At 63.3% G+C, this 24,590-nt stretch carries 25 protein-coding genes and 1 pseudogene; 15 read left to right on the top strand and 11 right to left on the bottom strand.

The features are described from left to right. Positions 1-27 precede the first annotated feature (27 nt). Positions 28-1,248, bottom strand: coding sequence for an alanine racemase (locus EN861_RS25735; protein ID WP_127871701.1), 1,221 nt, complete (start codon positions 1,246-1,248; stop codon positions 28-30). A 293-nt stretch (positions 1,249-1,541) separates the two neighbouring features. Here EN861_RS25735 and EN861_RS25730 point away from each other — a divergent pair, with 293 nt between their 5' ends. Then, positions 1,542-2,423 carry a DMT family transporter gene (locus EN861_RS25730; protein WP_135866439.1) on the top strand — a complete coding sequence of 294 codons (882 nt, stop codon included), beginning with the start codon at positions 1,542-1,544 and terminating at the stop codon, positions 2,421-2,423. A 408-nt stretch (positions 2,424-2,831) separates the two neighbouring features. Here the strand turns inward: EN861_RS25730 and metF are convergent, their stop codons facing one another. After that, entirely contained in the window at positions 2,832-3,749 is a 918-nt protein-coding gene (metF, locus tag EN861_RS25725) for a methylenetetrahydrofolate reductase [NAD(P)H] (protein WP_135866344.1), read from the bottom strand. After that, on the bottom strand, positions 3,749-4,771 hold the full coding sequence (locus EN861_RS25720; RefSeq protein WP_127279245.1) for a metalloregulator ArsR/SmtB family transcription factor: 1,023 nt from the start codon (positions 4,769-4,771) through the stop codon (positions 3,749-3,751). The genes metF and EN861_RS25720 overlap by 1 nt, the downstream gene beginning before the upstream one ends. Positions 4,772-4,948: 177 nt before the next feature. On the opposite strand from EN861_RS25720, the gene tsaA reads away from it, so the two are divergent. From tsaA to EN861_RS25700, 4 genes are all read left to right on the top strand, one after another. Further along, positions 4,949-5,473, top strand: coding sequence for a tRNA (N6-threonylcarbamoyladenosine(37)-N6)-methyltransferase TrmO (gene tsaA / locus EN861_RS25715; protein ID WP_135866342.1), 525 nt, complete (start codon positions 4,949-4,951; stop codon positions 5,471-5,473). Continuing rightward, positions 5,470-5,784, top strand: a complete 315-nt coding sequence (locus EN861_RS25710) for a DUF2293 domain-containing protein (RefSeq protein WP_127281028.1) — start codon at positions 5,470-5,472, stop codon at positions 5,782-5,784. Before tsaA ends, EN861_RS25710 begins: the two co-directional genes overlap by 4 nt. Before the next feature lie 137 nt (positions 5,785-5,921). Continuing rightward, positions 5,922-6,878, top strand: a complete 957-nt coding sequence (locus EN861_RS25705; RefSeq protein ID WP_127281027.1) for a D-amino acid aminotransferase — start codon at positions 5,922-5,924, stop codon at positions 6,876-6,878. A gap of 154 nt (positions 6,879-7,032) precedes the next feature. Then, positions 7,033-7,872 carry an SDR family oxidoreductase gene (locus tag EN861_RS25700; RefSeq protein WP_135866340.1) on the top strand — a complete coding sequence of 280 codons (840 nt, stop codon included), beginning with the start codon at positions 7,033-7,035 and terminating at the stop codon, positions 7,870-7,872. Between the two features lie 38 nt (positions 7,873-7,910). Here EN861_RS25700 and EN861_RS25695 read toward each other — a convergent pair whose 3' ends face one another. Both EN861_RS25695 and EN861_RS25690 read right to left on the bottom strand, forming a co-directional pair. Next, positions 7,911-8,528: an MOSC domain-containing protein gene (locus EN861_RS25695; protein ID WP_135866338.1), complete on the bottom strand. Its 618-nt coding sequence runs from the start codon at positions 8,526-8,528 to the stop codon at positions 7,911-7,913. 37 nt (positions 8,529-8,565) lie between these two features. After that, entirely contained in the window at positions 8,566-9,102 is a 537-nt protein-coding gene (locus EN861_RS25690; protein ID WP_281041225.1) for a TetR/AcrR family transcriptional regulator, read from the bottom strand. Between the two features lie 190 nt (positions 9,103-9,292). Here EN861_RS25690 and EN861_RS25685 point away from each other — a divergent pair, with 190 nt between their 5' ends. From EN861_RS25685 to EN861_RS25675, 3 genes are all read left to right on the top strand, one after another. Beyond that, complete coding sequence (locus tag EN861_RS25685) at positions 9,293-9,712, top strand: hypothetical protein (protein ID WP_127281080.1); 420 nt, start codon at positions 9,293-9,295, stop codon at positions 9,710-9,712. Between the two features lie 5 nt (positions 9,713-9,717). Beyond that, on the top strand, positions 9,718-10,134 hold the full coding sequence (locus EN861_RS25680) for a glyoxalase/bleomycin resistance/extradiol dioxygenase family protein (RefSeq protein WP_135866336.1): 417 nt from the start codon (positions 9,718-9,720) through the stop codon (positions 10,132-10,134). Positions 10,135-10,251: 117 nt separating this feature from the next. Continuing rightward, positions 10,252-10,818, top strand: coding sequence for an isoprenylcysteine carboxylmethyltransferase family protein (locus EN861_RS25675; protein ID WP_127278587.1), 567 nt, complete (start codon positions 10,252-10,254; stop codon positions 10,816-10,818). Positions 10,819-10,838: 20 nt separating this feature from the next. Here EN861_RS25675 and EN861_RS25670 read toward each other — a convergent pair whose 3' ends face one another. Both EN861_RS25670 and EN861_RS25665 read right to left on the bottom strand, forming a co-directional pair. Then, positions 10,839-11,960 carry a beta-ketoacyl-ACP synthase III gene (locus tag EN861_RS25670; RefSeq protein ID WP_127278586.1) on the bottom strand — a complete coding sequence of 374 codons (1,122 nt, stop codon included), beginning with the start codon at positions 11,958-11,960 and terminating at the stop codon, positions 10,839-10,841. A gap of 270 nt (positions 11,961-12,230) precedes the next feature. Further along, a complete protein-coding gene (locus EN861_RS25665; RefSeq protein ID WP_127278585.1) occupies positions 12,231-13,004 on the bottom strand; it encodes a helix-turn-helix transcriptional regulator in 774 nt (257 codons plus the stop codon). 82 nt (positions 13,005-13,086) lie between these two features. Here EN861_RS25665 and EN861_RS25660 point away from each other — a divergent pair, with 82 nt between their 5' ends. Beyond that, on the top strand, positions 13,087-13,698 hold the full coding sequence (locus EN861_RS25660) for an NAD(P)-binding domain-containing protein (protein ID WP_127278584.1): 612 nt from the start codon (positions 13,087-13,089) through the stop codon (positions 13,696-13,698). 343 nt (positions 13,699-14,041) lie between these two features. After that, positions 14,042-14,161: pseudogene (locus EN861_RS36410) on the top strand (transposase); the annotation flags it as partial. Here EN861_RS36410 and EN861_RS36405 read toward each other — a convergent pair. After that, positions 14,120-14,635 carry a hypothetical protein gene (locus EN861_RS36405; RefSeq protein ID WP_245464384.1) on the bottom strand — a complete coding sequence of 172 codons (516 nt, stop codon included), beginning with the start codon at positions 14,633-14,635 and terminating at the stop codon, positions 14,120-14,122. The pseudogene EN861_RS36410 and the gene EN861_RS36405 overlap by 42 nt on opposite strands. 74 nt (positions 14,636-14,709) lie before the next feature. Between EN861_RS36405 and EN861_RS36400 the strand changes: the two genes are divergently transcribed. Next, a complete protein-coding gene (locus EN861_RS36400) occupies positions 14,710-15,294 on the top strand; it encodes a transposase (protein WP_245512113.1) in 585 nt (194 codons plus the stop codon). A 178-nt stretch (positions 15,295-15,472) separates the two neighbouring features. Here the strand turns inward: EN861_RS36400 and tam are convergent, their stop codons facing one another. Both tam and ettA read right to left on the bottom strand, forming a co-directional pair. Beyond that, on the bottom strand, positions 15,473-16,243 hold the full coding sequence (gene tam / locus EN861_RS25650; protein WP_135866334.1) for a trans-aconitate 2-methyltransferase: 771 nt from the start codon (positions 16,241-16,243) through the stop codon (positions 15,473-15,475). 47 nt (positions 16,244-16,290) lie between these two features. Then, positions 16,291-17,940, bottom strand: a complete 1,650-nt coding sequence (ettA, locus tag EN861_RS25645; protein WP_127278582.1) for an energy-dependent translational throttle protein EttA — start codon at positions 17,938-17,940, stop codon at positions 16,291-16,293. 260 nt (positions 17,941-18,200) lie between these two features. Here ettA and EN861_RS25640 point away from each other — a divergent pair, with 260 nt between their 5' ends. Next, the gene (locus EN861_RS25640) at positions 18,201-19,487 is read left to right on the top strand and encodes a GGDEF domain-containing protein (RefSeq protein ID WP_135866332.1); all 1,287 of its coding nucleotides are present in this window, start codon (positions 18,201-18,203) and stop codon (positions 19,485-19,487) included. A gap of 49 nt (positions 19,488-19,536) precedes the next feature. On the opposite strand, the gene EN861_RS25635 is transcribed toward EN861_RS25640, so the two are convergent. After that, positions 19,537-20,544, bottom strand: coding sequence for a ribonuclease (locus EN861_RS25635; RefSeq protein WP_135866329.1), 1,008 nt, complete (start codon positions 20,542-20,544; stop codon positions 19,537-19,539). Between the two features lie 190 nt (positions 20,545-20,734). On the opposite strand from EN861_RS25635, the gene EN861_RS25630 reads away from it, so the two are divergent. From EN861_RS25630 to EN861_RS25620, 3 genes are all read left to right on the top strand, one after another. Next, positions 20,735-21,667 carry an alpha/beta hydrolase gene (locus tag EN861_RS25630; RefSeq protein ID WP_135866327.1) on the top strand — a complete coding sequence of 311 codons (933 nt, stop codon included), beginning with the start codon at positions 20,735-20,737 and terminating at the stop codon, positions 21,665-21,667. Between the two features lie 99 nt (positions 21,668-21,766). Further along, the gene (locus tag EN861_RS25625) at positions 21,767-22,942 is read left to right on the top strand and encodes a CaiB/BaiF CoA-transferase family protein (protein WP_135866325.1); all 1,176 of its coding nucleotides are present in this window, start codon (positions 21,767-21,769) and stop codon (positions 22,940-22,942) included. Next, a complete protein-coding gene (locus EN861_RS25620; RefSeq protein ID WP_135866322.1) occupies positions 22,939-24,588 on the top strand; it encodes a thiamine pyrophosphate-binding protein in 1,650 nt (549 codons plus the stop codon). Before EN861_RS25625 ends, EN861_RS25620 begins: the two co-directional genes overlap by 4 nt. The last annotated feature ends 2 nt before the right edge of the window (positions 24,589-24,590 follow it).

The raw sequence follows: 24,590 nt of genomic DNA, 5'->3' as shown, positions 1-24,590 counted from the left end.
CTTCTCCCTTGGGAGGAGGAAGAAAGCTTAATCCGCCATCGTCTCCAGGCTTGCAAACCCCTGCGGCGCGTCGCCCTCGTCGAAGGGCGTCGTCACCTCGACGAACGTGTCGGGATAAAAGCCGTTGAAGCGTGTCCTGAGCGACAGCGAGTAAGCGCCGATATGGCCGATCTCGATCCAGTCGCCGGTATCGACGGTTTCCGGCAGCCAGAATGGCCGCGACAGGATATCGACGGAATCGCAGGTCGCGCCGCACACTTTGAACGGCACGATGTTGTTCTCGTCGCCATTGCGCGTGCGGATCGCCGGATCGGGGATGAAGCGCGCCGGCAGCGTGATCTTGCCGGTCCATGAATCCGACAGCGACGCCCAGATGCCGTCATTGATGTAGAGCCGCTTGCCCTTGCGCAGGAGCACGCGCACGATCAGCGACAGGCAGCGCGCCACGATCACCCGGCCCGGCTCCGCCACCAGCGGTATCTGGTCGAATTGATATTCCTTCAGGTCGCCGGAGAGCCGCGACATGATCTGGCCGAGCGACGGCATCTCGATCTGCTTGCGGTTGGGATCATGTCCGTATTCGGCCGGAAAACCGCCGCCGACATCGAGCCCGGCGATGTCGAAGGTCAGCCGGTTGCGCACCCAGTCGGCCGAGGCCAATGCCCGCTCATAGGTGTCGGGGTCCTCGATCTGGCTGCCGACGTGGAAGCACAGGCCGACCTTGTAGCCGGTGCGGTTCAGCCGCTCGGCGAGTTCGACCGCATAGGCCGGCCCGGCGCCGAATTTCTTCGACAGCTCGTAGGCGGCATGCCCCTTGGTCTGCACGCGCACGAAGACGGTGACCGCGCCCGGATCGATATCGAGCGCCCGCACCACCCGGGTCAGCTTAGTGATCTCGTCCTCATGGTCGAGAGAGATGACGCGGATGCCGTATTTTTCCAGCGCCAGCTTGATGTCGGACTGTGCCTTGACCGGGTGCATGTAGAGCATCTCGGCATCGGGCGAGACGGCGCGCACGGCGGCGAATTCGCCCGGCGAAGCGACGTCGAAGGCAGTGACGCCGGCCTCGACCAGCGTCTTCAGCACGATCTGCTCGCCATTGGTCTTGACCGCATAGGCGGTCTTGCCGGGAAACATGCCCATGAACTGCCTGGCATCGGCCTTCAGCACCTGCGGGCGGAAGCAATAGACCGGATCGTCCGGGCGAAGCGCCAGTGCCGCCTCGCGGGCATTCTCGAATCGCTGCATGGACGAATCCTCGGCTTCAGCTGCCATAATTAATCCAAGCTAGCGGCTAGCGCATGACCCCGAAAGTCAATTTCGACTTTCGGAACGGATCATGCGCCAGGAATGAATCGCGCAATGTCCTCTGTGTCTCGCACCCCCTGACGGTACGGCATTGGCTTCCAGGAGGCCATCGGTCCGGTTTCGGGTGGCCCTTGCCGGCGAACCGGATATGGCTTCTGCCTTGTGGCTGGTATTCCGGCCATCTGGGGAGGATTCATAAGGCAGTGACCGCTACATCCGCATCGCGTGGACCGATGGCGCTCAAGGACTGGGGGCAGTTGCTGCTGCTCGGCGCGATCTGGGGCGGCTCGTTCTTCTTCGCCCGCATCGCGGTGACGGAACTTCACCCGCTGGTGCTGGTGCTGTTACGCGTCGCCATCGCCGCGGTCGCGCTACAGCTCTATCTCGGCTTACGCGGCCCGTCTTTCCGCCTCGCTCTGCCGCATGCCGGCCTGTTCTTCCTGCTGGCCTTCACCAACAACGTCGTCCCGTTCTCGCTGATCTTCGCCGGCCAGACCCAGCTCGGTGCCGGCGTCGCCTCGGTGCTGAACGCGACGACGCCGTTCTGGACGCTGATCCTCGCCAATGCCCTGACCTCGGACGAAAAGCTGTCCTGGAACAAGCTCGCCGGCATCGCGCTGGGTGTCGCCGGCACCGCTGTGATGATCGGTCCCGGCCTGCTCGCGGGGCTCGGCGGCCCGGTCTGGGCCAAATTCGCGCTGATCGGCGCATCGCTCTCCTATGGCGTTGCGCTGATGGTCGCGCGCCGCTTCAAGGGCGTGCCCTCGCCGGTCGTCGCCACCGGACAATTGACGGCCTCGACCATCATCATGATCCCGATCGTGCTCTTCGCCCATGGCCCCGCCGGCCTATTCTCCGCCTCGCCGCCGGTGTGGGCGGCGGTGCTGGCGCTGGCGCTTCTGTCGACGGCCTTCGCCTATATCCTCTATTTCAACCTCGTCGCCTCGGCTGGGGCCACCAACGCCTCGCTGGTCACGCTGATCGTGCCGGCCAGCGCCATGCTGCTCGGCTTCCTGTTCCTCGGCGAACGGCTCGAACTGTTCGAGATCGGCGGCGTGGTGTTGATCGGTCTTGGCCTTGTCACCATCGACGGGCGCCTGTTCGGAAGACGTTAGTGCGCGGTATGCCGCATCACGGTAGCGCTGTCATGACACGCCAACGACACCATCCCGCCATAATTTATTCACAGGCCTGAAGCCGGTTTTTGCCGAAGAGTTTCAATGGCTAACGGCAAAACCGAAGTCGCGAATTCCACATTTACGTCGCAATGCAGCACATTTTCCGCTTGCCTGTGGCACAAATGAACCTAGACTCCAGGGCATAGCTCTTTAAGAGGAGGCTATGTCATGGGACTTACGAGGCCAATCAACGCATTGATGATTTGTGCTGCGTTTGCTTTCATCGGCGCCCTCATTATGGGCGTCCTTCCCTGAACCCGCCAAGACGGGGAAGACCAGCACCTAATACTCCAACCAATTCGAAAGGCCGGGTTTTTGCCCGGCCTTTTGCTTTTCCGGCTGTCCCTAAGCAGCAGCCGATCCGGCCACTTCCCCCTCGTGCGAGCGGATGCCAATCATGTGGCAGACGGCGAACACCAGATCGGCCCGGTTCATCGTGTAGAAGTGAAAATCGCCGACGCCGCGCTCGACCAGGTCCAGCACCTGCTCGGCGGCCACCGCGGATGCCACCAGCGCATGCGTCTGTGGGTCGGTCTGTAGGCCGTCGAAGCGCTCGGCCAGCCAAGCCGGCACCAGCGCGCCGCAGCGCGCCGAGAAATTGGCGACCTGGGTGAAATTGTGCACCGGCAGGATGCCGGGCACGATCGGGATGTAGATGCCGGCGCGGCGCGCGCGCTCGACGTAACGCTCGTAGAGATCGTTCTCGAAGAAGAACTGGGTGATGGCCCGCGTCGCGCCATTGTCGACCTTGCGCTTCAGCATATCGATGTCGGTGGCGAAATCAGGGCTTTCCGGATGCTTTTCCGGATAGGCTGAAACCGAGATGTCGAAATCGCCGGCGCCCTTCAGCGCCCCGACGAGTTCGGCGCCATTGGCGTAGCCGTCCGGATGCGGCCGGTAGGCAGCGCCGACGCCTTCCGCCGGATCGCCGCGCAAAGCGACGAATCGCTTCACGCCCATGTCGGTGAATTCCTGGATCACGGCGTCGACCTCATGGCGGGCGGCATCGACGCAGGTCATGTGCGCCGCCGGCGTCAGGCTGGTCTCCTTCAGGATGCGGCCGATGGTGCGCGCCGTGCGCTCACGTGTCGAGCCGCCGGCGCCATAGGTCACCGAGACGAATTTCGGCTGCAGCGGCTCCAGCCTTGTGACCGTATCCCACAGCCTTGCCTCCATCTCGTCGTTCTTCGGCGGGAAGAACTCGAACGAAACCCTGACCTTGTCGCCAATATCGGGACGGCGGGAAAAACGAAACTGGTTCATCAGGCGATTTCCCCTATCGAGCTCACTCTGGTCTGCTGGCTGGCGTTGGCAGGATCGGCGATCAGCAGGCGCCGGTCGCGGCCAAGCCAAAGCTTGACGGTGAGCCTGGCCTCGTTGCCGCCGCGCGGTTCGAATTCCTGGGCATCCTCGAGATCGAGGCCGGCTTCCGAGAACCACTCCCCGATCTGCCGGTCGGAAAAGCCCAGCCGCATATGCGCATGCTCGTCGCGCAGGAACTCAAGCGCGTGCGGCGCGAAATCGACGATGACCAGACGGCCCGCCGGGCGCAAAAGCCGCGCTGCCTCGTGGATGGCGCGGGCCGGATCGTCGAGATAGTGCAGCACCTGGTGGATGGTGACGAGATCGAAGGCATCGCGCTCGACCGGCGGCGAGAAGATATCGCCCTGCCGCACCTGCGCATTCGAAACGCCGGCCTTGTCGAGATTGGCGCGCGCCACGGTCAGCATCTCGCGGGACATGTCGATGCCGATGCCGCGCCGGTAGAGCGGCGAAAAGATTTCGAGCAGCCGCCCGGTGCCGGTGCCAAGGTCGAGCATGGACTGGAACGGCCGCTTGCCGACCAGCTTCAGCATCGCGGCCTCCACGGCGCGGTCGGGCACATGCAGCGAGCGGATATGATCCCAGCTTGCGGCGTTCTGCGAAAAATACTCGGTGGCGCGGTCCTGGCGCTTGCGCTTGACCGAGGTCAGCCGCTCCAGGTCACGCTCGACCTGCGGGTCGGCGCCCCGAATGCCGGAGACCAGCCCCATCACGAAGTCCCGCGCGGAATCGGCGTCCGACAGGCGGAAGAAGGCCCACGACCCTTCCTGGTAGCGGCCGATCAGCCCGGCCTCGAGCAGAAGTTTCAGGTGCCGCGAGACACGCGGCTGCGACTGGCCGAGAATTTCCGTAAGGTCGGAAACGGTGAGGTCGCCGCGCGACAACAGTGCCAATATGCGCAGGCGGCTGGATTCGGCCGCCGCCTTCAGCGTATCCACCATGGTGTCGAGCGAGACATGCATCAGCGTATTCTCTTTGAAAAAGATATAAACATATGTTTATGTCGATTTTCGAAACCACGCAAGCGCTATGTCGCTTCCGGACAAGAAAATGCCGCATGCGTGATTTTTCGGTGCATGCCGTCCAAAAACGTGTAGCGGTTTTGGGACAATGACATGCATCAGCAAGAAGATCGGCCGATGAGCGAACCGCGTGAGATGTTCGAGGCACGCGAAGGCGAGAGGAGACTGGACCAGGATCCGGCGACGATGCCGCCGGATGGCGGCATCGTCTTCATCGGCCGTATCGCCTCGCCATGGACCACCCGGGAAAGCTGCCCGAAGAACATGCGCACGGCACGTGAGACCGGACAGCCGGCGGTGCTGACCATCGACGCGCCCTATCGCAGCGGCCTGCAAGGCCTGGAGCGCGCCAGCCATGTCATTATCCTGTCCTGGCTGCATCACGCACCGCGGAATCTGATCGTGCAAAAGCCCCGCCATGCGGCTGATGCCAAAGGCGTGTTCGGGTTGCGCTCCCCTGCCCGGCCGAACCCGGTCGGCCTGCACGTGGCCAAGCTCGTCGGATTGGACATTGCCACTGGGCACATCGACCTCGACGCCATCGACGTGCTCGACGGCACGCCGGTCATCGACATCAAGCCCTATTTCGCCTCGACCGATGCCATATCAGAGGCGACCGTTGAGGGGCGCGAGGAGCGATGAGCGCTCCGACCGGCCGCCGCCGCGCCATCGCCAAGGCGCTGACAGCACTTCTGCCGCTGGCCCCTTATGCCGACATGGAGAAGATCCGCACCGACGCCGGCTCGGTGCATATGAAGACCTTGCCGCCGACGATCGCGGTCTGGCTGGCGACGATCGCCCATATCCGTCACATGCACACCGACTACGAGAAGCTGCTGGCCGAGGGCTATGATCGCGACTCGGCGCGTTTCTTCGTCATCGAGCAGACCAACATCGTGCTCACACGCTGGCGCGCCACCCGCCTGCTCGACGCCGACGACGAGGAGGAATAAGGCTGTGCCGGGCCGCATGGCGCTCACCGCGTCATGCTGGCCGGGTCTTCATCTCGAGGATGACTGAAGTCGGACCACTGGCTCTATGCGCTCGGGCTGCCGGCAATAGCTTGTGACGCCATGGCTAGGAGCTGCCGATGAGCCGAATCGCACAAGATATACCGTTCCTGCCCCAGGTCGGCGATCGCCATGTCGACCCGCATTCCTATCCCGACGGCATCGCTTTCCTCGACGGCCAGTACCTGCCGATGTCGCAAGCCAAGGTGTCGGTGCTGGATTGGGGCTTTCTGCACTCGGACGCCACTTACGATACGGTGCATGTCTGGAACGGCCGCTTCTTTCGCCTCGATCTGCATCTCGACCGTTTCTTCGGCGGGCTCGACAAGCTGCGCATGACGATCCCGTTCGATCGCGATGGCGTCGCCGGGATCCTGCACAATTGCACAGCGCTGTCGGGTCATCGCGCCGCCTATGTCGAGATGCTGTGCACGCGCGGCGCTTCGCCGACCTTCAGCCGCGACCCGCGCCAGGCGATCAACCGCTTCATGGCGTTCGCCGTGCCGTTCGGCTCGGTCGCCAATGCCGAGCAGTTGCAGCGCGGCCTGCGTGTCTCCATCAGCGACAAGGTGCGCATTCCGCCGGCCTCGATCGATCCGGCGATCAAGAACTACCACTGGCTCGACCTCGTGCGCGGCCTCTACGATGCCTATGATCGCGGCGCCGAGACGGCCCTCATTCTCGACTTCAACGGCAATGTCGCCGAAGGTCCGGGCTTCAACGTCTTCCGCGTCAAGGACGGCAGACTGTCGACGCCGGCCATCGGCGTGCTGCCGGGCATCACCCGCCGCACTGTCTTCGATCTCTGCGCGGAGGCCGGCCTCTCGGCAACGGCCAAGGATGTCAGCGTGGCCATGTTGCGCGGCGCCGAGGAAGTCTTCATCACCTCAACCGCCGGCGGCATCATGCCGGTGACGGAGATCGACGGTGCTGAGATCGCGGACGGCAAGGTCGGGCCGATCACCAGCCGGCTGATGGCGCTCTATTGGCAAAAGCACGACGACCCTGACTGGTCGACCCCGGTGAACTACCCCTGATTCACACGATTTCTTGTTCTGCGGGAAAGCCCCGAGTTCAAAAAGATTCCCCTCGCCTCTGGAAAATCACCGGACAGGCCGTATATGCCCGGAAGCGGAGAAGCCTCCGCTTCCATCCAGAAATTGCGCCCGCAGGGGCAAGGGATTCCACATCATGACAACAAAGGTTTGGTTCATCACCGGATCGTCGAAGGGCTTTGGCCGCGTCTGGGCCGAGGCCGCATTGGCGCGTGGCGATCGCGTTGCCGCGACCGCCCGTGACACAGGCACGCTCGCCGAGCTCGTCGAAAAATACGGCGACAACATCGCCGCGCTAAAGCTCGACGTCACCGACAAGAAAGCCGTCGATGCCGCTGTCGCCGAGGCACACAAGCGCTTTGGCCGGCTCGACGTCGTCATCAACAATGCCGGTTACGGCCATTTCGGCGCCATCGAGGAAGTCAGCGAGCAGGAAGCCCGCGACCAGATCGAGACCAATGTGTTCGGCGCGCTGTGGGTCACCCAGGCAGCCCTGCCGATCATGCGGGCGCAGCGGTCCGGCCACATCATCCAGATCTCGTCGATCGGCGGCGTCAATGCCTTTGCCTCGCTCGGCCTCTACCATGCCTCGAAATGGGCGCTGGAAGCCTTCAGCCAGTCGCTAGCCATCGAGGTCGCGGAATTCGGCATTCATGTCACGCTGGTCGAACCGGGCGGTTTCTCCACCGACTGGTCGGGAGCATCGGCCAAGGTCTCCAAGCCGATCGAGGCCTATGCGCCTGCCCGCGCCAAGATGGCCGAGCGCCGCGCCAACTCGGTTGCCGGCGACCCCGAGGCGACAGGGCCGGCGATGCTGGCCATCGTCGATTCGGCCGAGCCGCCGCTGCGGATATTCTTCGGCGATGGCGGCCTGCCGATGATCCGCCAGGAATACGCCAACCGCCTCGCCACCTGGGACAAGTGGGACCACGTCTCCGTCATGGCGCAAGGCGCCAACAAGAACCGCAAGGGCTGACATCTGGTATTTGCTGCGCCGCCTCCCGGGCGGCGTAGCTATGCCTGGTAGATCCACTGCTCCGGCACGCGCACCGAAATCTCTTCGCCGGTGCTGACGATGCCGGGCTTTTCAACCCAGGCGACCACGCCGCGCAACCGCTTCGCCGCCTTGGGAAACAATAGCGCACCGGCTTCGACATCGGCCATTCCGACGTTCTCGGCGATCGATCGTCCGGCGATACGGCATGGTCCGTTCTGGGCGTCCACCTTGAGGGTCACGCCGCCCTTGAAGAACAACAGCGTGCCGGCCGGCAGCATCGACAGATGCGGCACGTCTTCGATCACCAGATTGGCACCGATCCACTCGGGCTTGATTTCGGCGAGCCCCATCCGTTCGGCGACAATGGCCAATTCGTCCGCCGCCACGATGGACAATTGCCTTTCATTGCGCATCTCGGTGCCGCGCGGGTACCACGGCTCGCGTCCGCCCGAGCGCCGCGTCGGCCCGGCATGGAAATCGCCCGATATGCCGTCGAAACCCAGCCGCAATTCGTCCACCGAACGCGTCTGGAAATGATCCGATGGCGCGACATAGAGCGCGGCCGCGCGGGCTGAAAGCTTCTTCGCCGGGATGATTTCGACCGGCTTCTCGGCCTCGGGGAAGAGATCCAGCATGGGCTTCAATCCTTGATGACGCGCTCTGGTTTTGCCCTTAGGCCGGCAAGGCCGCAAGAGCGGTTTGGGCCAAAACGCGCAACTCTTCGGCCGACGCACCGTCCCGCGCCTGGATCGACATGCCATTCATGACACCAGCAATATATCTGGCGAAGTCTTCGACAGAGAGGTTTTGGGGCAAATCGCCTTTTGCCTTGCCTTTGGCAAGCCGCGCCGCGATCGCCGCTTCGCTTTCCTTGCGGTAGGTCCTGAGTTCATCCGCAATGGCTTGTGCCTGCGGTGAAGCCGCCAGCGCGCCACTGACGAAAAGACACCCTCCCGGCTTGCCGGGCCTGGAATAGGCCTCCGCGGCGCCCAGCAACAAGCGCCGCATCGCCTCCCCCGTCGACACCGGCGCGCTCAGCGCTTCCAGGGCGAAGCCTATCTCGGTCTCGTGGTAGCGCATCAACGCCTTGCGGAACAAAGTCTCCTTGTCGGTGAAGGCGTTGTAGATCTGTGGCGGCGTCAGCCCCATCGCTTCGCGCAGCATGGCCAGCGACGTCGCCTCATAGCCATGCTCCCAGAAAAGATGCATCGCGGCATCGAGCGCCCGGTCGGGGTCGAATGCGCGCGGCCGGCCGCCGCGTTGCTTGTCCGAATTTTCCATAGTGATCGATACGAAACCTGTTGACTCGCCTTTCCCTTATAACATATCAATTGATACGAAACTTGGCAAGCCGGAAGATGACCTCCCGGTGAGGCCGTACACCCGAGGAGAAAATCAAATGCCGATCACCGTGACAGCGCCGGAAGGCGTCCTGACCCCGGCGGGAGAGCGCGAAATCCTGCCACGCCTGAGCGCTGCCCTCATCGAAGCCTCCGGCGCCGCCGGCAATTCATTCTTCACCGCGATCGTCGGCGGCACCGTCCATGTCCTGCCGGCGCGCAACATTTACGCCGGCGGTGCCAACCGGCCAGTCGTCATGGTCGAATTGAAATTGCCCAATATCGGCCTTGGCTCCGTCGAAGCCCGCGAGACCTTTATCACTGCCGCCGCCCGAATTGTCGGCGAACTCTGCGTACCGGGGCACAGGCCGGAAAACACCTGGATCAACATCGTCAACGCGCCCGACGGCGGCTGGGGCATCGGTGACCGGCAGTATACAGGCGACGCGCTGATCGCGGCCGCTGCCGCCGCGCATTGACGAACATGCGGCTCTCCCCTTCGCTGTTCTTCACCACCAACTGCGAGCCCGCGCTGGCCTTCTACGAACAATGCGGTCTTGGCCGGGGAACGATCCTGCTGCGCTGGGGCGACAACAATATGCCGGTGCGCACCGAGGCCATGCGCGGAAAGGTCCTGCATGCTCGCTTCGAAGGTCCGGGTGTGCTGTTCCATGCGTCGGACAATGACGACGCGGAGCCGATGAAGGGCTCCGCCATGATGCTCGAATTCGACGGGCCCGCCGCGGCGCCAGAGGTTCTCGCCCGCCAGGAGCTTTTCGCCCGCATGGCCGAGGGCGGCCGGATTACCGTGCCGTTTGCCCGGCAATATTGGGGGACTAGCTTCGGCATGCTGGTCGACGCCTTCGGCGTGCAGTGGATGTTCAGCTGCTCCAATGAATAGACGCCGGTCGCCAACCGCCTCGATCACGACCTTCTTACCGAAGAACGGCGCCACGCAGCATTGTCGCCGCGCTGCGTCGGCTTCATGGTGAGGTCGAGACCGTCGACGGAGGTTCTCATGCGTCCCGGAGCGGCAATCGCGGCGCTTTGGTTGATCTGGGTGGTCACATGGCTCGCGGCTGCCCTATGGGCCGATCCGGCCCAAAAGCGCGCCACCATTGGGGCGGAGGCTCGCTATCGCGTCTTCTGGCTGGCCGGCACCGTCCTGCTGTTCGTCCCAGCGCATGGCTATGAGGGCCGGCTGAGGTTGTGGACGCCGACCCTTGCCGAAGCCTGGACCTGCGTTACCGTGATTGCGGTCGGGATCGGCTTCGCCTGGTGGGCGCGTATCCATCTCGGGCGGTTGTGGTCCGCCACGGTCACCGCCAAGGCGGAGCATCGCGTGGTCGACACCGGCCCCTATCGCCTGGTCCGGCATCCGATCTATACCGGGCTGCTGTTGGCAGTACTCGCCACCATGGTGGCGAAGGGCACGGTCTGGGGCATTGCGGGCACGGCCCTGCTCATCATCGGCGTCGTTGTGAAAGCCAGGCTGGAGGAGCGTTTCCTGCGCGACGAACTCGGCCCAACCTATGACGACTACGCCAGGCGGGTGCCGATGCTGGTTCCCTTCACGCCGGCCTGACGCGGCGCGGCGTCCTCCATTCAGAGCATGCGCAAAAGCGCGCCGCCGATCGAATATCCCGCCCCGAACGCGCAGATCAGGCCGAAATCCCCTGGTTTCATGTCGGCATGGTTCTCCGACAGCGCGATGATGGCGCCGGCGCCCGCCGTGTTGCCGAGCCGCTCCAGCACCATGGGTGCGCGGTCATGGCCAACATCGTGGCCGAATGCCAGTTTCAGGATCATCGCATTCATGCGCGCATTGGCCTGGTGCAGCCAGAAGCGCCTGATCGCCTCCGGCGTCAGCCCGTGTTCGGCGAGGAATTCGACGATGAATTTGTGCCCGGCGACGGTGACTTCCTTGAACACCTTGTTGCCGACCTGCTTGATGAGATTGCCCTCCAGGTCGATCATGTAGGGATCATCCTGGGCAGTGCGGGTGTGATAGCCGAGATTGGTGCGGATGTTGTTCGACATCTGCGTCCAGAGGCGCGTGTCCAGCACCTCGAATCGACCCGGCCGCCTCTCGCCCTGGGTGAGCCCCTCCACCACCATCGACACCGAAGCGTCCCCAAAGATGAAGTGCGTCTGCCGGTCGCGGAAATTGAGATGGCCGGTGATGATCTCGGGCGTGGTCACCAGGATGCGCTTGTGGGCGCCCGAGCGCACCAGATTGACCGCCATGTGCAGCGCCGCCGCCGCGGACGAACAGCCAAGCCCCATATCGAAGCCGGCACCCCGCGTGCCCAGCGCCTCCTGCATCTCGATGGCGATCGCCGGATATGGCCTCTGCTGATGCGAGGACGAGCAGATCACCAGATCGATGTCCGACGCCTCGATGCCGGCGTGCTCGATCGCCTTCCCCGCCGAAGCGACGCCGAATTCCGCCTGCAGCGAGAGCGCGTCGTCCGGGCGCGCCGGAATGCGCGGCGCCATGCGGGTCGGGTCCAGAATGCCCTCCCGTTCGATCACGTGGCGGGCGCGCACGCCCGAGGCATGGACGATGAAGTCGGCATCCGATTTCTGCAGCAGCGTCTCGCCGGCAGCCTGGCGCCGCGCGTTCTCCGTGTCGACCCAGGCGTTGAAACTGGCGACCAGTTCCTCATTCGTGATGACAGGCTTGGGGATTTCGGCGCCGATGCCGCTGATGATGACGCGATGCATGTTTCAGTCCGTCCCATCCGCGAGCGATGCGGCTTCATGTGGGCGCCGAAACGCTTCGGCGCAACACTTTTCTCATCAGGCCGGTTTACGCCGGATTAAACCAGGCAGTCCGTCTGAAAACCCTCGGAGCGGTTCCTGATAAGGGTTTTCAGACGGACTGCCTAAGTTTCGCGACTGATTCACGCGATATGCTCAATTGTAGAGATGGGATGTATCGCGTTGGACCGCGTTAGAGATATGACGCTATCGACATTCCCGGGGGCGAGATCGTCAGGGATCGAGAATACGCGCTGGTGTCTGGCCGAAAAGATTCCTGAAGGCCACGATGAACGAGGAAACGTCCGCATAGCCGACGGCTAAGGCGGCTTGAGTGACGCTCTCACCGACCGCCAAATGTTCGAGTGCGTGCTGAAGCCGCATTTGTTGCCGCCATCGACCAAAAGTCATTCCCGTGTCGCGAAGAAACCAGCGCGCGGCCGTGCGCTCAGTCAGCGCAGCTTCGGCAGCCAAGATCGAGAGTGGGCGATTACAGGCTGGATCGAGAAGGAGGCGGTCGGTAATGCGGTGCAACCGTTCATCGACAGGTTCGGGAAGCGCTATATCCGATGGCCGCAGACCCTGCAGACGATCGAGAAGGACGGACATGAGCCGCGCTTCCGGTCCGTCCTCTGGATAGGAATCGCCAAACTTCGACGCGGCAATCAGAAGTTCGTCCGCGAGCCGATCCACCGCGACAACGCGAGGCATGATCGGGATGTTCACACGTTCCGGTTCGACGTAGCAGGTGGTTAGCCAGAAAGGAGATCGGGCCTCGATCCGGTGTTCGATCCCGCCACCCATCCATACGGCGCGCTGTGGCGGTATGACGAAGCGCGCCGTTCGCGTTCTGACCGTCAGAACGCCAGTGCTGACATGAATGAGCTGAACGCGCCGGTGGGAGTGCCACGGTACATTTACCCGGTCGTGCCGATCGGAGAGAACGAACACAGGGCGTAACGATGCGTCCGGATCGACGATTGGGTTACGAGTTGTCTGTTTGGCCATATTTTTTGACACCTATGGGCGAGACTACCATACTGTGGCCGTCTACGCTCTCTCCATCGACAGAAACGACGGAGATGCGTTGATGAAAATCGTAATTCTTGGCAAGGGTAACATGGGTACCCCCCTTGCGCTTCTCGCGCAGGCGGCAGAGCATCAGGTCCAGAGCTTCGACAGCAAGACGAACCCTGTGGCGGCTCTACAGAGCGCGGACGTTGTGATCCTCGCGACGAAGTATGAACAGGCGCTGGCACTCCGCGAAGACAGAGCCGTCGTCGCGGCGCTTAGCGGCAAGGTCGTGGTGGATATCACCAACCCGCTCGCGACCGACTACATGAGCCTGACGGTCGGCCATACGAGCTCGGCCGCCGAGGAAATCGCGCTGCGCTTGCCTGGCGCCCATGTCGTGAAAGCGTTTAATACGGTCTTCGCCGCTCTTCTTGCTCAGCGCGCTGCCGGCAACCGCGTCGAAGTTCCGGTGTTCATTGCGAGCGATCACGAGGCCGCCGCGCAAACCGTCGCTGGTCTCGCGGGGGCGATGGGGTTCACAACGATCTTTTCTGGTCCGCTCTCAAACGCCCGGTATCTGGAGCCGATGGCGGAGCTGATGATCCAGCTCGGCTATGGTCTCGGCCATGGTGATCGGATTGGCTTCGTGATGCGCGACGAAGGCAGGGCGACTGCCGCCGCCGCCTGAACTTCGGACGCCGAAATCAGCGTTCGCTGCGCTGTACGGATTGCCCGCATCTCAGTCGATCTGGATGCGGGCATTCTATATTTCTGATGAAAGGATCGAGCCCGCCGTACCAGCGGAGATTCCTTACGCTAGCCTGCCATGATATATTTTCCCATGGGACGTCTATCAGGAACAGACCGCTCACAACTACTCCTTGTGCCTGAATCAGTAGACGAATATGTCGGGCCGGATAATGCGGTTCGCTTCATTGAGGCCTTCGTTGATGGCCTTGATCTTGCCGCTGCTGGCTTCGAGCGGGTGACGGCGAAGGAGACGGGTCGCTCCGGGTTTCGATCCTGCCGATCTGCTTAAGCTGTACGTTTACGGGTATATCAACCGCGTCCGGTCGAGCCGACGGCTGGAAGCTGAGGCTCATCGCAACCTAGAGGTGATCTGGCTTCTGCGGCACCTGAAGCCGGATTTCCGCACGATCGCCGCCTTCCGCCGGGTGAACCGCTCCGCGTTTCGGCAGGTGTTTCGCGAGTTCGTCATCCTGTGTCGGCAACTCGACTTGTTCGGCCGAGAGCTGCTGGCCGTCGATGGCACGCGCATCAAGGCGGTGAACAACAAGGATCGCAACTTCACACGCGGGTCGCTCTCGAAGTTCATCCGTGAAGCGGATGAGAAGCTGGCCGATTGCATGAAGCGGCTCGACGAAAGCGATGCCGATGAGGACAAGGTCGGTAGCGGCACTGGCCCCGGCGGTCATGGCGGCGGCCTTGCGGAGAAGATCGCGGCGATAAAGGGCAAGCGGGATCGCCACAAGGCGATGCTGGACGAGTTGGATCGCACCGGCGAGGACCAGATCTCGCTGACCGATCGCGATGCCCGCGCCATGGCACGCATGACGAAGGTCGGCGTCGGCTACAACGTGCAACTGGCCGTGGACGTGAAGCACAAGCTGATCGCCGAACAGGAGGTGTGCAACCAGGTGCTCGATATGGGCTTCTGGCGCCGGCGGTCTAAGCGGCGATGGAGACGCTGGAGGTCGAGCGCATCGAGGCAGTTGCGTATCGGGGCTACTTCAAGATCGAGGATATCGAGGTCTGCGAGAAGGCGGGCATCACCGCTTATGTGCCCAAGCCGATCCGCGGTCCTGCCGTCGCTCAAGGCTTCTTTTCCAAGGAGGACTTCCGCTACGATCTGGAAAAGGACGTTTATCTCTGCCCGGGCGAGCATGTGCTTTCGCCGCGTCATTTTGGTAAATCGCGCGACAATGTGAAGATCGACTACGTCAACCGCGATGCTTGCAAGGCGTGCCACCTGCGCGAGCGCTGCACCAAAAGCTTCCGCCGCGTTTCTCGCCTTGAGAACGAGGCGGTGCTCGACCGCATGGCGGCGCGGCTAGCTGACCGGCCCGACATTCTCGACCGGCGGCGCGAAAGCGTCGAGCATCCGTTCGGCACGATCAAACAGTGGATGGGTCAGGGTACGTTCCTGATGCGGCGACTCGACAACGTCCGCGGCGAGTTCAGCCTGACCGCGCTCGCCTACAACATCAAAAGAGCCATCACGCTCATTGGCGTTCCCGGCCTGATCGCGGCCCTACAGGCATAGGGTGGCTCGTTTGCGGTGTTCTGGCCCAAACAGACATCGTTGCGCCTTGGGAACGCCGCTCACACGCTCAGGAAGCGGAAAACTACGAAATCGCGCCCGAAGCTGCCGTTCACGCCGGAATCGAGCTACCCTCTATCGCTAGAAGAGTTCTCGGACGGTCTGCAAGATTTACGCGAGCCTATCCAGCCCGTTTGGCGACAATGAAAATGCGGGGGAACCGCAGCAGCACCTTGCCATCGGCGGTCTTCGGATAGGCCTTGGCGATCCTGGCCGTGTAGCTGTCGAGGAACAGCTTGCGTTCGTCCGCTTCCAGCGGATCGAGGAACGGCTTCAGCCCGGTGGCCTTGACCCACTCGACGATCGCCTCGGCGTCGGCCAGCGGATGGTTGTAGATGGTGTGCCAGATGTCGAGCCGAGCGGAGAGCGGCGACAAGAGGTCATAGTAGAACGATACCGGCGGCAGCGGCGCACGCGCCGCTCCCTGTATCTTTGCCGCGAAAGGCGCTTCCGCGGCGGTTTCCCGCATCAGGCGGTGCGAATCCTCGCCCATATTGTCGGGCATCTGGATCGCCAGCGCGCCACCGGGCGCCAGAAAACCCATCAGGCGCTGGAACACCGCCGGATGTTCCGGCAGCCACTGGAAGACGGCGTTGGCGAAAATGACGTTGACCGGCGCGGCCGGCTGCCATGTCGCCGCATCGGCGAGGTCGAAGCTGACATTGGGCAGGCGCGCCCTCGCCTTTTCGATCATGTCGGGCGAGGTGTCGAAGCCGCTCACTTGCGCATCCGGCCAGCGCTCGACCAGAAGTTCGGTCGAATTGCCCGGCCCGCAGCCGATGTCGACGACCCGGCGCGGAAAGTCGACCGGCACCTGTGCTACGAGGTCACGCGCCGGCCGTGTGCGTTCGTCCTCGAATTTCAGATATTGGGCGGCGGACCAATCAGCCATTTGAGCTCTCCTCGTATCCCAGAGAAATTCGCCGCCCAATCAACCCCTTACCGCGTCAGCCGCTTGTGCGTCATGCGGTGCGGGGCCGCTGCTTCCGCGCCCAGGCGGCGCAGCTTGTCCTTCTCGTATTCCTCGAAATTGCCCTCGAACCATTCGACATGCGCGTCGCCCTCGAAGGCGAGCATGTGGGTGGCCATGCGGTCGAGGAACATGCGATCGTGGCTGATGATGACCGCGCAGCCTGCATAGGCTTCCAGCGCGTCTTCTAGCGCGCCCAGCGTTTCGGTGTCGAGGTCGTTGGTCGGTTCGTCGAGCAGCAGCACATTGCCGCCGCCCTTCAGCATCTTGGCGAGGTGCACGCGGTTGCGCTGACCGCCCGAGAGATTGCCGACCTTCTGCTGTTGGTCGCCGCCACGGAAGTTGAAGGACGAGCAGTAAGCGCGGCTGTTGATTTCGTGCTTGCCGAGCTTGATGACCTCGGCGCCGCCTGAGATCTCTTCCCACACCGTCTTGTTCGCATCGAGTGCGTCGCGGCTCTGGTCGACATAACCGAGCTTGACCGTCTCGCCGATGCGCACTGTGCCCGCGTCCGGCTTCTCCTGGCCGGTGAAGGTCTTGAACAGCGTCGTCTTGCCGGCGCCGTTCGGGCCGATGACGCCGACGATGCCGCCCGGTGGCAGCCTGAACGACAGGTTCTCGATCAGGAGCTCGTCGCCAAAGCCTTTGTTGAGGCCTTCGACCTCGATGACGACGTTGCCGAGGCGCTCGCTCGACGGGATGACGATCTGCGTGTCGGTCGGCTTGCGGTTCTGCGACTGCTCGACCAGTTCCTCATAGGCCTTGATACGCGCCTTGGACTTGGTCTGGCGTGCTTTGGGCGACGACTGGATCCACTCGCGCTCGCGCCAGATCGACTTCTGGCGGGCATCGTCCTCGCGGCCTTCCTGGATCAGGCGCTTGGCCTTGGCGTCGAGATATCTGGTGTAGTTGCCCTCGTAGGGAATGCCGCGGCCACGGTCGAGCTCGAGGATCCAGCCTGTGACGTTGTCGAGGAAGTAGCGGTCGTGGGTGATGATCAGCACCGAGCCCGGATAGTCGCGCAGGTGCTTTTCCAGCCAGGCGGTGGTCTCCGCGTCGAGATGGTTGGTCGGTTCGTCGAGCAACAGCAGATCCGGCTGTTGCAGCAGCAGCCTGCACAGCGCGACGCGGCGACGCTCACCGCCCGACAGGTTGGTCACTTCAGAATCGGCCGGCGGGCACTGCAGCGCGTCCATCGCCATCTCGACCTGCTGCTCGAGATCCCACAGGTTGAGCCGGTCCATCTCGTCCTGGAGCTTGGCGGACTCATCCGCCGTCTCGTCGGAATAGTTCATCATCAGCTCGTTGTAGCGCTCGATGATGGCGGTCTTCCTGGCAACGCCGTCCATGACGTTTTCCATCACGGTCTTGCTGTTGTCGAGCTGCGGCTCCTGTGCCAGGTAGCCCACGGTCGCGCCCTCGGCCAGCCAGGCCTCGCCCTGAAACTCCTTGTCGAGCCCGGCCATGATGCGCAGGATCGTCGACTTACCCGAACCGTTGGGGCCGAGGATGCCGATCTTGGCGTCCGGATAGAAGGACAGATGAACGTTGTCGAGCACCTTCTTGGTGCCATAGGCCTTCGACAGGCCGGACATGTGATAGATGAACTGGCGTGCCACGCGCGCTTTCCCTGAAAAACTGACTGGATTTTGCCGAATTGAATGGAGGTTGGCCGCTATGTAGGCGATGCGGCGGCGAACGGCAATCGCTTTTGCCAGATCGGGCCAACCACACGGACAAGTGTGCACCGGCAGCCAAGTTTTCAACCGGTCGATGGCGCACGGAAATCTCCGGTTAACCCTTCCGCGTCAAAACAGGATCGGGTTGGAATCGCCGGCTTGCCCCGATTCCTGGCGCGAGAGAGATCGGATCGACGGCATTGCTGAATAGTTTCCTGCTCCTTGCCGAAGCGGTCGTCTACTTCAGCGTCATGGTGACGCTTTTCCGCTTCCGCAAGCGCATCGGCCTCGGTGTCTTCGTCTGCGCGCTCGGCGTCATGCATTTCCTGGAGACTTATCTCGCCAGCGTCTTTTACGTCGCCCTGCCGTTCGGCATGGTCTCGCCAGGCTCGGCGGTGCTCTTTTCCGGCAAGCTCGTGATGCTCCTTCTGCTCTACATGAAGGAAGACGCCGCCACCGTGCGCCAGCCGATCTACGGCCTGCTGCTCGGCAATGCGCTGATGATCGGGCTGGTGCTGCTGCTTCGCCTGCACGCCATCGCGCCGCTGCCGGACGGCCGGCTCCCCGACATCGGCTTCATCGACGAGATGGGCTGGCTGATGGTGTGGGGCACGACGCTGCTGGTCATCGACGCCATCCTGATCATTCTGCTCTATGAAAAGCTTGGGCGCACCCTGCGCAAGGCACAGTTCGCGCGCATCCTGATTTCGGTCGCCTGCGTGCTCACCTTCGACCAGGCCGGCTTCTTCACCGCGCTGCATTTTGTTGCCGGGGCGCCGATCGCGGTCTTCTTCGGCGGCTGGTTCGCCAAGATGGCGGCGGCACTGACTTTCAGCGCCATGCTGGTTGCCTACCTCAAATGGTTCGAGGTCCGGGACGTCCAGATGCCGCGTGGGCTGACCGACATTTTCGAGACGCTGACCTATCGCGAACGCTACGAAGCGCTGGTCGAGCATGTCGGCCGCGACGGCCTGACCGGCCTGTTGCACCGCGGACGCTTCGACGCCGACGGTGAAGCCTCCGTCCAGGCCAGCCTGCGCACGGCGAGGCCACTCAGCCTGCTCATCGTCGACGTCGACCACTTCAAGTCGATCAACGACCGTTTCGGCCATGCCGAAGGTGACAAGGCGCTGAAGGCGGTCGCAACCGTACTTTGCGAGGCGGCGGGCGCCGAGGACCAGGTGTTCCGGATCGGCGGCGAGGAATTCGCCATCCTCAGTTCGCGTCCGCATTCCGTCGCCAGGCTGTTTGGCGAAAGCGTCCGCACCGCGCTCAAGGCATCGGCCGCCACCAGCCGGTTCGAACTGACCGTCAGCGCGGGCGTTTCCAGCGTCAGCGAAACGACGCAGTGCCTGGCCGACCTGTTCGCACTCGCCGACCAGCGCCTTTACAAGGCGAAATCGACCGGACGCGACCGAGTCGTCGGTGAACCCGGCGGGCATGAGGCCGACGCCGCCATCGCCTGGACCAGGTCAGCCCAGGTTTAGCCCTATCCGCGACGGCCGCGCCGGCTTGCCGGAAACGGCGATCCCGCACTTACTGGAACCCGATCGCGTCGACCGTGCCGGTCGGGCAACCGGCCTTGTTGGTCGGCACCGAGGCCAGCAGCAGGTCCTTGAGCGAGCTGTTCGGGCCGATCGGGCCGGCAAGGCCGAGCGTCAGTTCGCCGATCAGCCGCCGGCCGTTCGACGGATCGATGACGCAGGACACCCGCACCCTGTCGCCTGCTCCCGCGCCGAAGGCCTGGTCGAAGGCACCGCGAATCTGGTCCGCCGTCAGCTTGCCACCGATATTGCTGGCGAAGAGGTCGCGCACGGGCGAGCTGTTGACCTCGCGCATCAAATGGAGGGCGTCGGAAAAATACTCCTGCTGGCTTTTGCCGTAGCAGGTGCCGTGCTTGATCCATTCATGCCGTTCCAGCTTCGAGGCGGTGCCCGGCATCACCTTGTCGAGCTCCGCGCGGGTATCGGCATCGAGGTTGACCGGCGGCAGGTCCTGCCAGTGGGCCGGATTGTCATTGGCCTTGTCGCTGGCCGAAGCCTGGCAATAGAAATTGCCGTTCGGCTGCGGCCACAGACCGTGCAGCGTGAAATTGGTGGCATCGAATTCGCCAGGATTTTGCGCCTTGCATTCGGTCTTGTTCGACTTGGTCTCGCAGAAGGCCGGCTGCCAGCTCAAGGCGAAGACATATTCGGGTTTTCCCGAGGCGACGGGCTTGCCTTGCCCACCCGGCGCCGCCGGCACGGTCGCCGCGCTGCTGCCCGAAAGGTGGCCGCAACTCACCTTCACCCAGCGGCGCTCGGGATTGGCGCCCGGCACCTGGATGAGGTAGTGGGTCGGCGTGTCCTTGTTGCCGGCAAGCAGCTGATAGCTCTGTCCGGCATCGGTCGAGACATTGCCGGGGTTCTTGCCGTTCTTGATCGCCTGAGTCGCGGGACACGCAGCGTCGGCCACGAAGGTGCCGCTCATCTTGACGTCGGCATGCGCCGCGCCTGCCAGCGAGCCCGCCAACAAGGCCAATCCGAAAATAACAGCAATGCGCATGGAGAATCCCCGGCTGGAAGAAAGTGGGCGACAGACTGAAGCTGTCTCCATGTCAGAATTGCGATATTTTGCAGGCCCGTGGCAAGAAAGATCGTCGCGGAAAAGCCGGCAGGCCAGATTGACGCAAATCTGGCACCGGCGCACACGTTTGGACATGACAAAGGCGGAACCAGGGGGGAGACCGGCCGGCATGCCATTCAGCCAGCAGCGCGTGGTTCGCTCGTCGACCGGCGCAGACCTCAATCTGTTCGTCCGGCAGGCCGACAGCCCTGCGCGTGCGGTGGTCCAGATCAATCACGGCCTGGCCGAACATGCCGCCCGCTACGACCGCTTCGCCGATTTCCTCGCTGCCCGGGGCTTCCACGTCTACGTTCATGACCACCGTGGCCATGGCGCGACCAAGGCGCCCGACGCGCCGCTCGGCAGATTCGCCGACACGGACGGCCCGGCCAAGGTGATCGCCGATGTCGACGCCATCCACGATCTCATCGCCGGCGAGCAGCCTGACCTGCCGGTAATCCTTTTCGGCCACTCGATGGGCGCGTCCGTGGCGCTGAACTACCTGTTGCGCCATTCCAGGCGCATTCATGCCGCCGCGATCTGGAACGGCAATTTCTCACAGGGCCTGCTCGGCCAAGTGGCGCTCGGTATCCTCGCCTGGGAACGGATGCGGCTCGGCTCCGATGTCCCGTCGCGCCTGCTGCCGAAACTCACCTTCCAGGCCTGGGGCAAGGCGGTGCCCAACCATCGCACTCTGTTCGACTGGCTGTCGCGCGACGAGGCGGAGGTGGCGAAATACATCGCCGATCCGCTCTGCGGCTGGGATGCCTCCATCTCGATGTGGCGCGATGTGGTCGCCATGGCGCTCAACGGCGGCAAGGATGCAGGCTTTGCCGCCGTTCGCCGCGACATCCCCGTCGCCATCGTTGGCGGCGAAAAAGACCCGGCCTCGGACTACGGCAAGGGGATCACCCATCTCGCCAATCGTATGCGCAAGATGGGCTTTTCGAATCTGGTTTCAAAGGTTTACGCCGACACCCGCCATGAAAGCCTGAACGAGGTGAACCGCGACATCATCATGGACGATTTCGCCAGCTGGGCGGACAATGTCTTGAAAGCGTGACGGGTTGGCCCATTGCAAGGACCGTGACAGCCGCTGCCGGGCTTGATAGAGGCACTGCTTTCGCGGCAATCACGGTGATTGCGGCAACCACGGTGATTTATGGCCGAACCCCCGCTTAAAGGCGTCCGCGTTGTCGAACTCGCCCGCATTCTTGCCGGCCCCTGGGCCGGGCAGTTGCTTGCCGATCTCGGCGCCGATGTCATCAAGGTCGAGAGCCCCGATGGCGGCGACGACACCCGCAAATGGGGTCCGCCCTTCGTCATGAGCCATGACGGCGAGAACCTGTCGGCCGCCTATTACCATTCCTGCAATCGCGGCAAGCGTTCCATCGCCATCGACTTTTCGACGCCGGAAGGCGCCGAGACGGTGCGCCGCCTGGTCGCGACGGCGGATGTGCTGATCGAGAACTTCAAGCTCGGCGGCCTGAAGAAATACGGGCTCGACTACGGCAGTCTGAAGAAAATCAACCCTCGCCTGGTCTACTGCTCCATCACCGGCTTCGGCCAGGACGGGCCTTATGCGCCACGCGCCGGTTACGACTTCATCATCCAGGCCATGGCCGGCATGATGTCGATCACCGGTGAGGCCGGCCGCGAGCCGCAAAAGGCAGGCGTCGCCATCTCGGACATCTTCACCGGTCTCTATTCGGTGATCGCCATCCAGGCCGCACTTCGCCATGCCGAACAGACCGGCGAGGGCCAGCACATAGACATGGCGCTGTTCGACACCCAGATCTCGGCGCTCGGCAACCAGAACCTCAACTATCTCGTCTCGGGCAAGTCGCCAGTGCAGATGGGCAATGCGCATATGAACATTGCCCCGTACGAAGTGCTTCCGGTCAGGGACGGCCACATCATCCTGGCTGTCGGCAATGACGGCCAGTTCGGCAAATTCTGCGCCGCCGTCGGGCTGGACGATTTGCCGGCGAATCCCGATTTCGCCACCAATCCCGCCCGCGTCGCCAACCGCGTGGACCTTCGCGCACGCATCATCGAGGCGCTGAAGACCTGGGATCGCGATCCGCTGCTGGCGAAGCTCGAAGCCGCCAGCGTGCCGGCAAGCCCGATCAACACGATCGGCCAGATGTTCGCCGATCCGCAGACCATTGCCCGCGGCATGCGGCTCGACCTTGACGACGGCCATGGCAACCGCCTGCCGTCGGTGCGCGCCCCGATGGTGATGTCGGGCACACCGCTCAGCTATGAGCGCCCCTCGCCGCGTCTCGGCGAGCACACTGACGAAATCCTTGCCGAACTGGAGAAGTCTGGGAAATGAAGACCGGTGGACAACTGATCGTCGACGCCCTCGAAGCCAACGGCACCGACCGTATCTTCTGCGTGCCGGGCGAATCCTACCTTGCGGTGCTCGATGCGCTGCATGACTCTTCGATCCGCACCATCGTCTGCCGCCAGGAAGGCGGCGCCGCCATGATGGCCGACTGCCAGGGCCGGTTGACCGGCAAGCCCGGCATCTGCTTCGTCACCCGCGGCCCCGGCGCCACCAACGCTTCGGCCGGCGTCCACATCGCCATGCAGGATTCGGTTCCGCTCATCCTGTTCATCGGCCAGGTCGCCAGCCATGCCAAGGAACGCGAGGCGTTCCAGGAGGTGGACTATGTCAGGTTTTTCGGCGACATCGCCAAGTGGGTGGTCGAGATCGACGACGCCTCGCGCATCCCCGAATTCGTCACCCGCGCCTTCGCCGTGGCAACGTCGGGCCGGCCTGGCCCGGTGGTCATCTCGCTGCCCGAGGACATGCTGACCAGCGAGGTCAAGGCGCCGCAAGCACTTCCCCATACGCCGGTCGAGACCTATCCAGGCGGGGCCGAGCTCGACGCGCTGGAAATGCTGCTGGGCAGCGCGAAGCGTCCCTTCGTCATCCTCGGCGGCACGCGCTGGAACGCGGACGCCGTGGCGCGGATGCACGAAATCGCCGAGACCTGGTCGCTTCCTGTCGGCTGTTCCTTCCGCCGCCAGATGCTGTTCGACCATCTGCACCCGAACTATGCCGGTGATGTCGGCATCGGCATCAATCCGAAGCTGGCGGCGGCGATCAAGCAGGCCGACGTCGTTCTCTTGATCGGCGGCCGCATGGGCGAGATGCCATCTTCGGACTATACGCTGCTGAAGAGCCCTTATCCCGACCAGGCACTGGTGCACGTCCATGCCGATGCCGGCGAACTCGGCCGGGTCTACCGCCCGACGCTGGCGATCAATGCATCGCCCGCGGCTTTCGTGGAGGCTTTCGCCAAGCGCAAGCCGGCCGGAATGCCGGCCTGGGCGGAAGAAACGCCAAAGTTGCACGCCGCCTATCTCGACTGGTCGACGCCGCCGGAAAGCGGCCCCGGCCCGGTGCAGATGGGGCCGATCATGAATTACCTGGAAAAGGTATTGCCCGACGACGCCATCCTCACCAATGGCGCCGGCAATTACGCCACCTGGGTGCATCGCTTCCATCGCTTCCGCCGCTTCGCCACGCAAGGAGCACCGACCTCCGGCTCGATGGGTTACGGCACGCCAGCGGCCGTCGCCGCCAAGGCGCTTTATCCGGAGCGCACCGTGGTCGCCTTCGCCGGCGACGGCTGCTTCCTGATGAACGGCCAGGAATTCGCCACCGCCGTGCAATACGACCTGCCTATCATCGTCGTCGTCGTCAACAACGGCATCTACGGCACCATCCGCATGCATCAGGAGCGCGAATATCCGGGCCGTGTGGTCGGCACCGACCTGAAAAATCCCGACTTCGCGTCGCTTGCCCGCGCCTATGGCGGCCATGGCGAGACTGTCGAGAAGACCGAAGACTTTGCGCCTGCCTTCGAACGTGCCCGCGCCAGCGGCAAGCCGGCGATCGTCGAAATCCGGCTCGATCCCGAGGCGATCACGCCGACCCGCACGATGACGCAGATTCGCGACAAAAGCTGAAG

This window comes from Mesorhizobium sp. M8A.F.Ca.ET.218.01.1.1, assembly GCF_004791165.1.
GTDB lineage: Bacteria > Pseudomonadota > Alphaproteobacteria > Rhizobiales > Rhizobiaceae > Mesorhizobium.
Note: the sequence above shows the minus strand (reverse complement) of the source record. Positions and strands in the feature narration are given on the sequence as shown.